The organism is Stenotrophomonas nitritireducens, assembly GCF_050984405.1.
GTDB lineage: Bacteria > Pseudomonadota > Gammaproteobacteria > Xanthomonadales > Xanthomonadaceae > Stenotrophomonas > Stenotrophomonas nitritireducens_B.
In genome coordinates this window covers 1,900,657-1,914,251 of sequence record NZ_CP158790.1, presented here as the reverse complement: position 1 = coordinate 1,914,251, position 13,595 = coordinate 1,900,657, and the positions used below count along the sequence as shown (strand labels likewise).

Here is a 13,595-nt window from a genome sequence, read left to right as displayed (position 1 = left end):
AAACCCTGCAGCGTCATTCCCCGTTCCCTGTTCCCTGTTCCCGCTTCTTCCCATCGAACAGCCCCGACAGGGCAATGCCAATGGCGCCGGCCACGATCGCCGAGTCGGCGATGTTGAACGACGGCCAGTAATGGTCGCCGACGTACCACTGGATGAAGTCCACCACGTGGCCGTGGAGCTGCCGGTCGATGACGTTGCCGATGGCGCCGCCGATCACCAGCGCATACGGCAGCGCGCTGCGCCAGTTGCCGCGCGCGGTGCGCGAGAGCCAGAACGCCATCAGCCCGCTGATGCCCACCGCCAGCGCGGTGAAGAACCACAGCTGCCAGCCGCCGGCGTCGCTGAGGAAGCTGAATGCCGCGCCGGTGTTATAGGTGCGGTACCAGTTCCAGAAGCCATCGATCACCGGCACCGGCGTGAACTCGGGCAGGCTGGCCAGCACCCAGGCCTTGCTCCACTGGTCCAGGCCGATGACCGCTGCCGAAAGCAGGAGCCAGATCAGGGCGTTGGGTTTGGGTCTTGCGGTCATCGCGTCGTTCTACCGTAAAAGTGGCGAAAGATCCCCGTAGGAGCGGCTTCAGCCGCGATGGGGCTTTGGCTGGAAAGCCCCGCGCGGCTGAAGCCGCTCCTACCGGGAGAACTCAGAACCAGCGGCGGTCCTCGCCCGTTCCTTCGATGTTGCTGACGCAGCGGCCGCACAGCTCCGGATGGCCGGCGTTGCCGCCGACATCGGCGCGATGGTGCCAGCAGCGCACGCACTTGGCCTTGCCGGTGGGCTGGGCGCTGACGAACACCTCGTCGGTGGTGGCCGGGCGCACGCTCACGTCGCCGCTGATGAACAGGAAGCGCAGTTCCTCGGCCAGCGGCTGCCAGCGCGCGGCCTGTTCCTCGTTGGCGGCCACGGTGATCTCCGCTTCCAGCGCGGCGCCGATGGCGCCGTTGGCGCGCATCGGTTCCAGCACCTTGGCCACCTGCTCGCGCAGCGCCAGCAACTGTTCGAAATCGGCGGCCGACAGCTGCGCGCCGGCCGGCAGCGGCGCCAGGCCGTCGTACCAGGTGGCGAACAGCACGTTGTCGGCGCGCCCGCCCGGCAGGTAGCCCCACAGCTCGTCGGCGGTGAAGGTCAGGATGGGCGCGACCCAGCGCACGAACGCCTCGGCGATGCGGTACATCGCGCTCTGCGCCGAGCGGCGGCCGCGCGAGTCGGCCGGCATCGTGTACAGGCGGTCCTTGGTCACGTCCAGGTACAGCGAACCCAGGTCGACGCTGCAGAAATTCAGCAGCAGCTGCACGATCTCGGCCATGTTGTAGCTGGCGTAGGCGGCCTTGATCTTCTCCTGCAGCTCGAATGCGCGGTGCACGATCCAGCGGTCCAGCGCGACCATGTCTTCCAGCGGGCGCAGGTGCCGGGCCGGATCGAAACCATCCAGGTTGCCGAGCAGGAAGCGCGCGGTGTTGCGCAGGCGGCGGTAGGCGTCGGCATTGCGCTTGAGGATCTCCTGCGACAGCGACATCTCGTTGCTGTAGTCGGCCGAGGCGATCCACAGGCGCAGGATGTCCGCGCCCAGGGTGCGCATGATTTCCTGCGGCTCGATGCCGTTGCCCAGCGACTTGGACATCTTGCGGCCGTGCTCGTCCACGGTGAAACCGTGGGTCAGGCACTGTTTGTACGGGGCATACCTGTCGATGGCCACGCCGGTCAGCAGCGAGGACTGGAACCAGCCGCGGTGCTGGTCCGAACCCTCCAGGTACAGGTCGGCCGGCTTGCCGAAGCCGCGCGCCAGCAGCACGCCTTCGTGGGTGACGCCCGAGTCGAACCAGACGTCGAGGATGTCGGTGACCTTCTCGTACTGCGCGGCTTCATCGCCCAGCAGCTCGGCCGGGTCCAGCGAATACCACACGTCGATGCCGCCTTCCTGCACGCGGTCGGCCACCTGCCGCATCAGTTCGACGGTGCGCGGGTGGATTTCACCGGTCTCGCGGTGGGTGAACAGCGCGATCGGCACGCCCCAGGTGCGCTGGCGGCTGATGCACCAGTCCGGACGGCCATCGACCATGCTGGCGATGCGCGCCTTGCCCCAGGCCGGGAACCAGCCCACGCTGTCGATGGCCGCCATGGCATCGGCGCGCAGGCCGGCCTTGTCCATCGAAATGAACCACTGCGGGGTGGCGCGGAACACCACCGGCGTCTTGTGGCGCCAGCAGTGCGGGTAGCTGTGCTGGATCTCGGCGAAGGCCAGCAGCGCGCCGTTGCCGCGCAGCACGTCGACGATCAGCGGCTGCGCCTTCCACAGGTGCAGGCCCGCCAGTTCCACGTCGCCGGCCGGCGGCGTGGACGGCAGGTAGACGCCGCGGCCATCGACCGGATTGATCTGGCCGGCGTTGTAGCGGTCCATCACCCCGTACTGCTGGCTGACCGCGAAGTCCTCCTGGCCGTGGCCGGGCGCGGTGTGCACCGCGCCGGTACCGTCGGTATCGGAGACATGCTCGCCATTGAGCAGCGGCAGGTCGCGTTCGGCGTAGAACGGATGCGCCAGCAGCTGGTTTTCCAGCGCCGAACCCTTGGCATGGCCGTGCACGACCATCTCGGCCACGCCGTAACGCGCCAGCGCGCGCTCGGCCAGCGCGGAGGCCAGCACCAGCCAGCGCGGGCGGCCACCGTGGGCCGGGCCTTCGACCAGCGCGTAATCGATGTCCGCGCCCAGCGACACCGCCAGCGACGCCGGCAGCGTCCACGGCGTGGTGGTCCAGATCGGCACCGCCACTTCCACGCCTTCGGGCAGCGTGACGCCGAAGCTGGCGGCCAGCTTTTTCGCATCGCGCGCGGCATAGGCCACGTCGATCGCCGGCGAGGTCTTGTCCTGGTATTCGATCTCGGCCTCGGCCAGCGCCGAACCGCAGTCGAAGCACCAGTGCACCGGCTTGGCGCCGCGCACCAGGTGGCCGTTGGCGACAATCTTGGCCAGCGCGCGGATTTCATTGGCCTCGAAATCGAAGCTCAGCGTCTTGTACGGGTTGTCCCAGTCGCCGATCACGCCCAGGCGCTTGAAGTCGGCGCGCTGCAGGTTGATCTGCTCCTCGGCGTACTCGCGGCACTTCTGCCGGAACTGCTCGGCGTCGAGCTTGGTGCCGACCTTGCCCCACTTCTTCTCGACCGCGATCTCGATCGGCAGGCCGTGGCAGTCCCAGCCCGGCACGTAGGGCGCGTCGAAGCCGTCCAGGTAGCGCGACTTGACGATGATGTCCTTGAGGATCTTGTTGACCGCGTGGCCCAGGTGGATCTGGCCGTTGGCGTACGGCGGGCCGTCGTGCAGCACGAACAGCGGCCGGCCCTTGGCGTTCTCGCGCAGCCGCGCGTAGATGCCCTGCTCTTCCCAACGCGCCAGGATGCCCGGCTCGCGCTTGGGCAGGTCGCCGCGCATCGGGAATTCCGTCGCCGGCAGGTGGAGGGTGGCTTTGTAGTCTTGGGTCACGGGTACTTACCCTTGCACGGCTGTTATTGAAGAGTCCGCACATGGATGTGCGGGCTTTTGCGAGGGACTCGCATTTCCGGCGTCCGCACATGGATGTGCGGGCTGTTGCGAGGGACTCGCATGTTCGTTGAGGAGGGTGCGCGCCTGCTCGGCGTCGCGGTGCATCTGCGCGGTCAACGCCGGCAGGTCGTCGAACTTCTCTTCGTCGCGCAGCTTGGCGACGAATTCCACTTCGATGTGGCGCCCGTACAGGTCGCCCTGGAAATCGAACAGGTGGGCTTCCAGCAGCGGCTCCACGCCCTGCACGGTCGGGCGCGTGCCGAAGCTCGACACCGACGGCCACGGTTGCTCGAAGACGCCGTGCACCCAGGTAGCGTAGATACCTGAAAGTGCGGGCGTGCGCGGAAAACGCAAGTTGGCGGTCGGGAAGCCCAGCGTGCGCCCGAGCTGCTGCCCGCGCACCACCCGGCCGCCGATCGCGTACGGACGGCCCAGCAGGTCGGCGGCATGGGCGAATTCGCCGGCCACCAGCAGCTCGCGGATGCGGGTGCTGGAAATGCGTTCGCCGTTCAGGTGCACCGGCGCGATCTCGCCGGCGGCGAAGCCCAGCTCGGCGCCCATGGCCTGCAGCAGGGCCAGGTCGCCGCCACGGCGGTTGCCGAAGTGGAACTTCGGGCCGATCCACACCTCGCGCGCGCCCAGCCGGCGCACCAGCATGCCGCGCACGAAGTCCTCGGCGGTGATGGCCGCCATCTTCGCGTCGAAACGCAGCAGGCCGACGCTGTCGATGCCGAGTCCGCGCAGCGTGGCCACCTTGTCGCGGGCCAGCATCAGCCGCGGCGGCGGGTTGTCGCGGGCGAAGAACTCGCGCGGCAACGGTTCGAAGGCCAGCGCCACCGCCGGCACGCCCAGCGCGCGCGCGCGCTCGACCGCGTGGCGCACCAGCGCCCGGTGGCCCCTGTGCAGGCCATCGAAGGCACCGATGCAGACCACGCTTCCCTGCGGGAACAACACCCCGCCTTCGACGTCTCTAAACAGCCTGCTCATTCAACCCGGATCCGGCCCTTGCGCGCCGGCGCTTCGTCATGTGTAGCCGGGAAGTATAGCGGCGGCGCGGGCATGCCCGCCTCACTGCCCACGCAGGTCGCGCGGGCGGAAGCCCATGGCCACCATCGCCAACAGGTAGGTCAGCCCGCCGCCGCCGACCAGCAGGGCCAGGGCGCCGATGCGCTGCCACTTGTCCATGCTGGTGAAGCCCGGCAGCCAGTGCAGCAGCGCCAGCAGCACCGCCACCATCGCCACGCAGGCCAGCACCAGCCGCAGCAGGTAGCCCCCCCAGCCGGGGCGGCGCTGGTAGACGCCGGTCCTGCCCAGCCAGTACCAGAGCAGCCCGAGGTTCAGGTAGCTGGACAACGCGCTGGCGATGCCCAGCGCCAGGTGCAGACCCGGCTGCGCCGCCAGCGCCGCCATCACGCCCTGCGCCTTCAGCGCCTCCGGCACCATCACCTGGTACAGCACCGCCAGCAGGACGAAGTTGAACACCATGTTGGCGACCAGCGCGGCGACGCCGGCGCGTACCGGGGTGCGGGTGTCCTGGCGCGAATAGAAGGCCGGCAGCACCACCTTCAGCAGGGCAAACGCCGGCAGGCCGAAGCTCAGCCCGTAGACCGACAGCGCGGTCATGCGCGTGTCGAAATCGGTGAATTCGCGGTACTGGAACAGGGTGGCGATCAGCGGCTGGGCCAGCAGCAGCAGGCCGAGCATCGACGGCACCGCGATCAGCAGGGTCATGCGCAGGCCCCAGTCCAGCGCGTTGGAGAAGCCCTCGCCGTCGGTCTTGACGTGATGGCGGGCCAGCGCCGGCAGGATCACCGTGCCCAGCGCCACGCCGAACACCCCCAGCGGCAGCTCCAGGAAGCGGTCGGCCAGCGACAGCCAGGACTGCGAGCCGTCGCTGAGCCGGGCCGCGATCACCGTGTCCAGCATCAGGTTGATCTGCGCCACCGACGAGCCGAACAGGGTCGGCACCATCAGGGTCAGCACCCTGCGCACGTCGGGATGGTTCCAGCCCCAGCGCGGCAGGGTCAGCAGATTGATGCCCTTCAGCGACGGCAGCTGGAACAGCAGCTGCAGCACGCCGGCCGCCAGCACCGCCCAGCCCAGCGCCAGGATCGGCACCTCCAGCCGCGGTGCCAGCCACAGCGCGCCGGCGATCATGCACAGGTTGAGGATCACCGGGGTCAGCGCCGGCATCGCGAACCGCTGGAAGCTGTTCAGCGCCCCGCCCGCCAGCGCGGTCAGCGAAACGAACAGCAGGAACGGGAAGGTCAGCCGCAGCAGGTCCACCAGCAGGCCGTACTTGACCGGATCGGCCGCGTCGGCGTCGGCGAACAGCCAGGCGATCTGTGGGGTGAAGATCAGGCCCAGCGCGGTCAGCACCAGCAGCACCCCGCCCAGCGTGCCGGACACGCGCGCCATCAGTTCGCGCAGGTCGGCGTGTGGCCGGGTTTCCTTCACCTCGGTGAACACCGGCACGAAAGCCGTGGCGAACGAGCCCTCGGCGAACAGGCGGCGCAGGAAATTGGGGACGCGGAACGCCACCCAGAACGCGTCGGTGGTGGCGTTGGCGCCAAAGGTGATGGAAATGGCCTGGTCCCGCACCAGTCCCAGCACCCGTGAGACCATCGTCATGCTGCTGAACGACAGCAGCCCCCGCAACATGCGCGGTGAACTCACCCACGGCCCCCTTGACAACTTGACTTGACGTTCATTCGGCCAACCATCATACTTGCGTGCTTGCTGTTCCCACCATACCGATTTTCAGGAAACCACCACCGTGGCCAATATCAAGTCCGCCAAGAAGCGCGCCAAGCAGACCGTCGTGCGCAACGCGCGCAACGTGGCTCAGCGCTCGATGCTGCGCACTGCTGTCAAGAAAGTGATCAAGGCGCTGGACGCCAACGATGCCGCCGGCGCCGAAGCCGCCTTCGCCGTTGCCCAGCCGATCCTGGATCGCTTCAGCGCGCGTGGCCTGATCCACAAGAACAAGGCTGCCCGTCACAAGAGCCGCCTGAACGACCGCATCAAGGCCCTCAAGGCTGCCTGATCCGGGCGATCATCGGCAGCCACAGGCTTCCGACCCGAAAAACCCGGCCACGAGCCGGGTTTTTTGTTGCCGCCGCCATGATGGCAGCGCTTCGGGCCATCGGCGAGCGATGCCAAAACCGCTCCCGGCGGTTTTTGTCGCACCGATACACCATGCGCCCGGGGTAGGAGCGGCTTCAGCCGCGACAGGGGCCTTCCCGGAAAAGCGTCGCGGCTGAAGCCGTTCCTACGGGCAGTCGCATGCCGCTGCGCCGCCGGGAACGAAAAACCCGGCCTTGGCCGGGTTTTCCTGTACCGCGGGGATGGACGCGAGCTTCAGCCCTGCGCCTCGCGCTCCTCGGCCTCGAGCAGCTTCTGCTGGTCGAAGAAGGCCATCACGTCCTTCATGATCGGCCAGGTGCCCTCGCGGCCCAGCGCCGAGACCAGGTACCACGGGCCGGTCCAGCCCAGCTCCTTGACCACCTGCTCGGCCGCGGCTTGCGCCTCGTCCTCGAACATCAGGTCGGCCTTGTTCAGCACCAGCCAGCGCGGCTTTTCCAGCAGTTCCGGATCGTGCTTGCCCAGCTCGCGCTCGATGGCGCGCACCTGCTCGACCGGGGAAACGCCCTCGACGCCGCCTTCCATCGGCGAGATGTCCACCAGGTGCAGCAGCAGGCGGGTGCGCTGCAGGTGGCGCAGGAACTGCGCGCCCAGGCCGGCGCCGTCGGCCGCGCCCTCGATCAGGCCGGGGATGTCGGCGATCACGAAGCTGCGGTAGTTCTCCACCTTCACCACGCCCAGATTCGGGTACAGCGTGGTGAACGGGTAATCGGCCACCTTCGGCGTCGCCGCCGAGACGGCGCGGATCAGGGTGCTCTTGCCGGCATTGGGGAAGCCCAGCAGGCCGACGTCGGCCAGCAGCTTCAGCTCCAGCTTGAGCAGACGCTCCTCGCCCTCCTCGCCCGGCAGCGCCTGGCGCGGCGCGCGGTTAGTGGAGCTCTTGAAGTGCATGTTGCCCAGCCCGCCCTTGCCGCCCTTGGCCACCAGCAGGCGGTCGCCATGGGTGGTCATGTCGCCGATCACCTCGTCGGTGGCGACGTTGATGACCACGGTGCCGACCGGCACGGTGATGGTCAGGTCCTCGCCGCCCTTGCCGTAGGCCTGCCGGCCCATGCCGTTCTCGCCGCGCTGCGCCTTGAAGATGCGCTCGTGGCGGAAGTCGACCAGGGTATTGAGGTTTTCGTCGGCGCGCAGCCAGACGCTGCCGCCGTCGCCACCATCGCCGCCGTCCGGCCCGCCGAGCGGAATGAACTTCTCGCGGCGGAAACCGACGCAGCCATTGCCGCCATTGCCGGCGATTACAGAGATTTCGGCTTCATCAACGAGTTTCATCTTGGTATCGCAAGGTTCTCAGAATTACTTCGGCCCGCAGCACCGGCGCGTCCTGCACCGCGCCGGCGGCGCGGTACAGGCGCACGATGCGGCGGGGGTTGCCCTGCCCGTCGGGCAGAAAATACTGGTTGGAGACGCGGTATTCCACGCCTTCCAGCAGCTCCGCGTCGTCCAGTGGACGCCCCTGCGCATCGCGCGCCATGACCTGGCGGCGCTTGCGGATGGGGGCGCCATCGGGCGCGACGCTGGTGGATTCTTCCAGCTCGACCCAGCCGGAAGGGCCAAGGGTCAAGCTTCTTTCAAAGTCCTCGCGGCCTTCGACGCCCGGGCGCCGGCCTTCATAGCTCAGGGTGCGCGTGGCGCCAGCATAGCGGACCGCGCCCTCGCCCATCGGCCAGTCCGGCTGCCCGCTGCCTTGCGGCGCCCGCAGCCAGATCCGTACCGTGGCCGGCGGCGGGCGCTTGCCCTCGCCGTAGGCCATGTGGACTTCCCAGCCGCGGCTCCCGTCCCAGCTGAAGACCGTCGTGCGCAACCAGCCGTCGGCATCGAAATCGCCACGGGCGCTGCTGCGGTCGACGCCTTCGGCGCCAGGCTCCGGCCGCCAGCCTTCCGGATCGGCCAGCAGCGCCGGCAGCTGCGGCGAACCCGGCGGAAGGGCCTGGGTTTCAGCCTGCAACGATGCCAGCGGGCCGGCCACGGCCAGGGTGTCGCGGTCGCTGGGAATATCGGCCGCGCATCCGGCGCAGGCCAGCAGGCCGCACAGCAGGGCCACAGCCCGGTAACGGATCACCTTCCCTGCCTCCTGCCCATGCGCGGCCCGCGGATCATCTGGAAACGAGAAGCCCCGCCGAAGCGGGGCTTTCGTCGGCGGCGCCCACGCCGTGGCCTGGGCGCCTGCGCGTGCGGGAAATCAGACTTCCGCGACGACGCTGACGGTGCGACGCTTGTTGGCGCCCTTCACCGAGAACTCGACCTTGCCGTCGACCAGCGCGAACAGCGTGTGGTCACGGCCCAGGCCGACGCCGGCGCCCGGGTGGAACTGGGTGCCGCGCTGACGCACGATGATGTTGCCGGCTTCGATGGCCTGGCCGCCGAAGATCTTGACGCCCAGGTACTTCGGGTTGGAGTCGCGGCCGTTGCGCGAGGAGCCTACGCCCTTTTTATGTGCCATGACGGATTCTCCTTGGATTAGCCGGCGATGCCGGTGATTTCGATTTCGGTGTAGTACTGGCGGTGGCCCTGGCGCTTCATGTGGTGCTTGCGCCGGCGGAACTTGATGATCTTCACCTTGTCGGCGCGGCCATGGGCCACGACCTTGGCGGTCACCGAAGCGCCCTTCAGGGCATCGCCGATCTTGATGCCGTCGGCATCGCCGAGCATCAGGACGGTGTCGAACTTGATCTCGCTGCCGGCTTCGGCTTCGAGCTTCTCAACGCGGAGGGTTTCACCCTGCGCGACGCGGTACTGCTTGCCGCCAGTTACCAGGACTGCATACATGGGATGTCTCTTCTGTAGTTATTCTTGGGATCTGCCCACCATCGAGGGCGGACAGAAGCGGGATTCTACCGACACGCGACCGCCCGGGTCAAGCCACCCCCTGGCCGGAAAACAGGGGCCGAAGCCCGGCCGGACCGCCGTTGTTCACGGTGAAGCCGCCCGGAAGGCGGCATGCGCGGATGCGCATCATGAACGCCGGCCAGCGCCATGGGCCGAAGCCCGCCCCGGCGCTGGCAATTCCGGCAATTGCCCCCAAATCGCAAGCTCGTTAGGCTGATCGACTGCCGTCAGCTGCACCCTCCTTGCCCCCCGCCGCACCCGGTTCCGCCGGCCGCGGCCAAGACCGGACTCCCCATGGCGATGGATTTCATCCGCATCCGCGGCGCGCGGACGCACAACCTCAAGAACATCGACCTCGACCTGCCGCGCGACAAACTGATCGTGATCACCGGGCTGTCCGGTTCGGGCAAGTCCTCGCTGGCGTTCGACACCATCTACGCAGAAGGCCAGCGCCGCTACGTCGAGTCGCTGTCGGCCTACGCGCGCCAGTTCCTGAGCGTGATGGAGAAGCCGGACCTGGACCACATCGAGGGCCTGTCGCCGGCGATCTCGATCGAGCAGAAGTCCACCAGCCACAACCCGCGCTCGACCGTGGGCACCATCACCGAAATCTACGACTACCTGCGCCTGCTCTACGCCCGCGTCGGCAGCCCGCGCTGCCCGGACCACGGCTATCCGCTGGAAGCGCAGACCGTCAGCCAGATGGTGGACCAGGTGCTGGCGCTCGATGGCGAGCAGCGCTGGATGCTGCTGGCGCCGGTGATCCGCGAGCGCAAGGGCGAGCACGCCCAGGTATTCGACCAGCTGCGCGCGCAGGGCTTCGTGCGCGTGCGCGTGGACGGCGAGCTGTACGAGATCGACGCGGTGCCGCCGCTGGCGCTGCGCCAGAAGCACACCATCGAGGCGGTGATCGACCGCTTCCGCCCGCGCGAGGACCTCAAGCAGCGCCTGGCCGAGAGCTTCGAGACGGCGCTCAAGCTGGGCGACGGCATGGCCACGGTGCAGTCGCTGGACGACGCGCAGGCGGTGCCGCAGCTGTTCTCGTCCAAGTACTCCTGCCCGGTCTGCGACTACGCGCTGCCGGAACTGGAGCCGCGCCTGTTCTCGTTCAACTCGCCGGTCGGCGCCTGCCCGGGCTGCGACGGCCTGGGCATGGCCGAGTTCTTCGATCCCAGCCGCGTGGTCGTGCACCCGGAGCTGTCGCTGGCCGCCGGCGCGGTACGTGGCTGGGACCGCCGCAACGCCTACTACTTCCAGCTGATCGCCTCGCTGGCCAAGCACTACCGGTTCGACGTGGACGCGCCGTGGCAGTCGCTGCCGGAGGACGTGCGCAAGGCCGTGCTGTACGGCAGCGGCGAGGAGCAGATCACCTTCACCTACTTCACCGAGAACGGCGGCCGCAGCCAGCGCAAGCACCGCTTCGAGGGCATCATCCCCAACCTCGAGCGCCGCTACCGCGAGACCGAATCGCCGGCGGTGCGCGAGGAGCTGGCCAAGTTCATCAGCGAACGGCCCTGCCCCGAGTGCAACGGCGCGCGCCTGAACAAGGCCGCGCGCAACGTGTTCGTCGCCGACCGGCCGCTGCCGGAACTGGCGGTGCTGCCGATCGACGAGGCCAAGCGCTTCTTCGGCGAACTGAGCCTGCCGGGCTGGCGCGGCGAGATCGCCGCCAAGATCGTCAAGGAGATCAGCGAGCGGCTCGGCTTCCTGGTCGACGTCGGCCTGGACTACCTCACCCTCGAGCGCAAGGCCGACACGCTGTCCGGCGGCGAGGCGCAGCGCATCCGCCTGGCCTCGCAGATCGGCGCCGGCCTGGTCGGGGTGATGTACGTGCTCGACGAGCCGTCCATCGGCCTGCACCAGCGCGACAACGAGCGCCTGCTCGGCACCCTCACCCGCCTGCGCGACCTGGGCAACACGGTGATCGTGGTCGAACACGACGAGGATGCGATCCGCCTGGCCGACTACGTGCTGGACATCGGCCCCGGCGCCGGCGTGCATGGCGGCGAGATCGTCGGCCAGGGCACCCTGCAGGACCTGCTGGAGTCGCCGCGCTCGCTGACCGGCCAGTACCTGTCGGGCAAGCGCGCCATCGAGATCCCGGCGCGCCGCCACAAGCCGAACCCGAAGATGACGCTGCACCTGCGCGGCGCCAGCGGCAACAACCTCAAGGGCGTGGACCTGGACGTGCCGGCCGGGCTGCTGACCTGCATCACCGGCGTGTCCGGCTCGGGCAAGTCCACGCTGATCAACGACACCCTGTTCTCGCTGGCCGCCAACGAGATCAACGGCGCCTCGCACCCGATCGCGCCGTACCGCGAAGTCGAGGGCCTGGACCTGTTCGACAAGGTGGTGGACATCGACCAGTCGCCGATCGGCCGCACCCCGCGCTCGAACCCGGCCACCTACACCGGCCTGTTCACGCCGCTGCGCGAGCTGTACGCGCAGGTGCCCGAAGCGCGCGCGCGCGGCTACGCGCCGGGCCGTTTCAGCTTCAACGTGCGCGGCGGGCGCTGCGAGGCCTGCCAGGGCGACGGCCTGATCAAGGTGGAGATGCACTTCCTGCCGGACGTGTACGTGCCCTGCGACGTCTGCCACGGCAAGCGCTACAACCGCGAGACGCTGGAGATCCTGTACAAGGGCTACAGCATCAACGACGTGCTGGAAATGACGGTCGAGGATGCGCTGAAGCTGTTCGAGCCGGTGCCGGCCATCGCCCGCAAGCTGGAAACGCTGGTGGACGTGGGCCTGAGCTACATCAAGCTGGGCCAGAGCGCGACCACGCTGTCCGGCGGCGAAGCGCAGCGCGTGAAGCTGTCCAAGGAGCTGTCGCGCCGCGACACCGGGCGCACGCTCTACATCCTCGACGAGCCGACCACCGGCCTGCACTTCCATGACATCGAGGCGCTGCTGGGCGTGCTGCACAAGCTGCGCGACGAAGGCAATACGGTGGTGGTGATCGAGCACAACCTGGACGTCATCAAGACCGCGGACTGGATCGTCGATCTCGGCCCGGAAGGCGGTCATCGTGGCGGCACCATCCTGGTCACCGGCACGCCGGAAGACGTGGCGGCGCATCCGGCCTCCTACACCGGCCAGTTCCTGGCCAAAATGCTGCCCTCCACCGCGGCGCGCCCGGAGCAGCCCGCGGCCGTGGCCAACAAGCCCGACGCGCGACCGCCGCGCAAGGAAAAACCGGCAAAGAAGGCGGCCGCGAAGAAGGCCGCCACCAGCAGGAAGAAGGTTTCGTGATGAGCACCGAACACAAGCAGCTGGCCCGCGTGCCGATCAGCGTGCGCTGGCGCGACATGGACTCGATGGGCCACGTCAACAACGCCAAGTACGTCTCCTACCTGGAAGAGGCGCGCGTGCGCTGGATGCTGGGCGTGGAAGGCGTGTCGATGAGCGACCGCATCGCGCCGGTGGTGGCCAATACCAACATCAACTACCGCCTGCCGATCGTGTGGCCCAACGACATCGTCGTCGAGCTGTTCGTCGAGCGGCTGGGCAACAGCAGCGTGACCATTGGCCACCGCATCGTCGACCAGAAAGACCCCGGCAAGCTCTACTCCGACGGCAACGTGGTGGTGGTGTGGATGGACACGCAGACCGGCAAAAGCGCACCGCTGCCGGACGCGGTGCGCGCCGCATCCACCTGATTCGACAACAGGGCCATGCACGCGATTTTCAGGAACCGGAAACTCTGGAGGCGCATCTTCCAGATCCTCACCTGGCTGCTGATCCTTGCCTTCATCAGCCATCCGGAACTGCGCCTGCTGGTTCCGCTGCTGGATTCGCTCGGTCTGGAACTGCTGCTGGGCCTGATGGGCCTGCAACTGCTCGATGTCTACCGCGAGCGGGTCGCGCCCTGCGCCGCGCTGTTCGTGCGGCGCGTGCTCCACCCGGCCGCCATCGCGGTGGTCGACGCCTTCGCCCATGGCACCACGCGTCCGCTCGGCCGCGTCCTCTGGAACCTGCTGCTGACCGGCAGCGGGTATGTCGGCACCGCGCTGGCGTTCAAGCTGGCCGGTTTCCACCGCGCGGCGCGGAGCGCCGCCTGACCAACGACATCGTTCCAGAATCCAGGAA

12 protein-coding genes are annotated in these 13,595 nt (G+C 68.3%); 4 read left to right on the top strand and 8 right to left on the bottom strand.

Annotation, left to right across the window (positions count from 1 at the left end; translation table 11 throughout):
* Positions 1 to 13: 13 nt before the first annotated feature.
* The 4 genes from lspA to murJ all read right to left on the bottom strand — a co-directional run bounded on the left by lspA (position 14) and on the right by murJ (position 6,194).
* Positions 14 to 529, bottom strand: a complete 516-nt coding sequence (gene lspA / locus ABTV91_RS08220; RefSeq protein ID WP_433854046.1) for a signal peptidase II — start codon at positions 527 to 529, stop codon at positions 14 to 16.
* 112 nt (positions 530 to 641) lie between these two features.
* Entirely contained in the window at positions 642 to 3,473 is a 2,832-nt protein-coding gene (ileS, locus tag ABTV91_RS08215; RefSeq protein ID WP_433854045.1) for an isoleucine--tRNA ligase, read from the bottom strand.
* Positions 3,474 to 3,479: 6 nt separating this feature from the next.
* Positions 3,480 to 4,520, bottom strand: a complete 1,041-nt coding sequence (locus tag ABTV91_RS08210) for a bifunctional riboflavin kinase/FAD synthetase (protein ID WP_433854044.1) — start codon at positions 4,518 to 4,520, stop codon at positions 3,480 to 3,482.
* 81 nt (positions 4,521 to 4,601) lie between these two features.
* On the bottom strand, positions 4,602 to 6,194 hold the full coding sequence (murJ, locus tag ABTV91_RS08205; protein ID WP_433854043.1) for a murein biosynthesis integral membrane protein MurJ: 1,593 nt from the start codon (positions 6,192 to 6,194) through the stop codon (positions 4,602 to 4,604).
* A gap of 115 nt (positions 6,195 to 6,309) precedes the next feature.
* Between murJ and rpsT the strand changes: the two genes are divergently transcribed.
* Positions 6,310 to 6,579 carry a 30S ribosomal protein S20 gene (rpsT, locus tag ABTV91_RS08200; RefSeq protein ID WP_005408560.1) on the top strand — a complete coding sequence of 90 codons (270 nt, stop codon included), beginning with the start codon at positions 6,310 to 6,312 and terminating at the stop codon, positions 6,577 to 6,579.
* A 314-nt stretch (positions 6,580 to 6,893) separates the two neighbouring features.
* On the opposite strand, the gene obgE is transcribed toward rpsT, so the two are convergent.
* From obgE to rplU, 4 genes are all read right to left on the bottom strand, one after another.
* Complete coding sequence (gene obgE, locus ABTV91_RS08195; RefSeq protein WP_433854042.1) at positions 6,894 to 7,949, bottom strand: GTPase ObgE; 1,056 nt, start codon at positions 7,947 to 7,949, stop codon at positions 6,894 to 6,896.
* Positions 7,936 to 8,739, bottom strand: coding sequence for a hypothetical protein (locus tag ABTV91_RS08190; RefSeq protein ID WP_433854041.1), 804 nt, complete (start codon positions 8,737 to 8,739; stop codon positions 7,936 to 7,938). Before ABTV91_RS08190 ends, obgE begins: the two co-directional genes overlap by 14 nt.
* A 120-nt stretch (positions 8,740 to 8,859) precedes the next feature.
* Entirely contained in the window at positions 8,860 to 9,120 is a 261-nt protein-coding gene (gene rpmA / locus ABTV91_RS08185) for a 50S ribosomal protein L27 (protein ID WP_055768195.1), read from the bottom strand.
* Between the two features lie 17 nt (positions 9,121 to 9,137).
* Positions 9,138 to 9,446, bottom strand: a complete 309-nt coding sequence (rplU, locus tag ABTV91_RS08180) for a 50S ribosomal protein L21 (protein ID WP_054664165.1) — start codon at positions 9,444 to 9,446, stop codon at positions 9,138 to 9,140.
* A 354-nt stretch (positions 9,447 to 9,800) separates the two neighbouring features.
* Here rplU and uvrA point away from each other — a divergent pair, with 354 nt between their 5' ends.
* The 3 genes from uvrA to ABTV91_RS08165 are packed head-to-tail and all read left to right on the top strand — an operon-like array spanning position 9,801 to position 13,567.
* A complete protein-coding gene (uvrA, locus tag ABTV91_RS08175) occupies positions 9,801 to 12,758 on the top strand; it encodes an excinuclease ABC subunit UvrA (RefSeq protein ID WP_433854040.1) in 2,958 nt (985 codons plus the stop codon).
* A complete protein-coding gene (locus ABTV91_RS08170) occupies positions 12,758 to 13,165 on the top strand; it encodes an acyl-CoA thioesterase (protein ID WP_433854039.1) in 408 nt (135 codons plus the stop codon). The genes uvrA and ABTV91_RS08170 overlap by 1 nt, the downstream gene beginning before the upstream one ends.
* Positions 13,166 to 13,180: 15 nt before the next feature.
* Positions 13,181 to 13,567: a hypothetical protein gene (locus tag ABTV91_RS08165; protein ID WP_433854038.1), complete on the top strand. Its 387-nt coding sequence runs from the start codon at positions 13,181 to 13,183 to the stop codon at positions 13,565 to 13,567.
* The last annotated feature ends 28 nt before the right edge of the window (positions 13,568 to 13,595 follow it).

Coding starts and splice junctions, on each gene's coding strand:
- lspA (WP_433854046.1), bottom strand. CDS start 529: ATGACCGCAAGACCCAAACCCAACGCCCTGATCTGGCTCCTGCTTTCG.
- ABTV91_RS08210 (WP_433854044.1), bottom strand. CDS start 4,520: ATGAGCAGGCTGTTTAGAGACGTCGAAGGCGGGGTGTTGTTCCCGCAG.
- murJ (WP_433854043.1), bottom strand. CDS start 6,194: ATGTTGCGGGGGCTGCTGTCGTTCAGCAGCATGACGATGGTCTCACGG.
- obgE (WP_433854042.1), bottom strand. CDS start 7,949: ATGAAACTCGTTGATGAAGCCGAAATCTCTGTAATCGCCGGCAATGGC.
- rpmA (WP_055768195.1), bottom strand. CDS start 9,120: ATGGCACATAAAAAGGGCGTAGGCTCCTCGCGCAACGGCCGCGACTCC.
- rplU (WP_054664165.1), bottom strand. CDS start 9,446: ATGTATGCAGTCCTGGTAACTGGCGGCAAGCAGTACCGCGTCGCGCAG.
- uvrA (WP_433854040.1), top strand. CDS start 9,801: ATGGCGATGGATTTCATCCGCATCCGCGGCGCGCGGACGCACAACCTC.
- ABTV91_RS08170 (WP_433854039.1), top strand. CDS start 12,758: ATGAGCACCGAACACAAGCAGCTGGCCCGCGTGCCGATCAGCGTGCGC.
- ABTV91_RS08165 (WP_433854038.1), top strand. CDS start 13,181: ATGCACGCGATTTTCAGGAACCGGAAACTCTGGAGGCGCATCTTCCAG.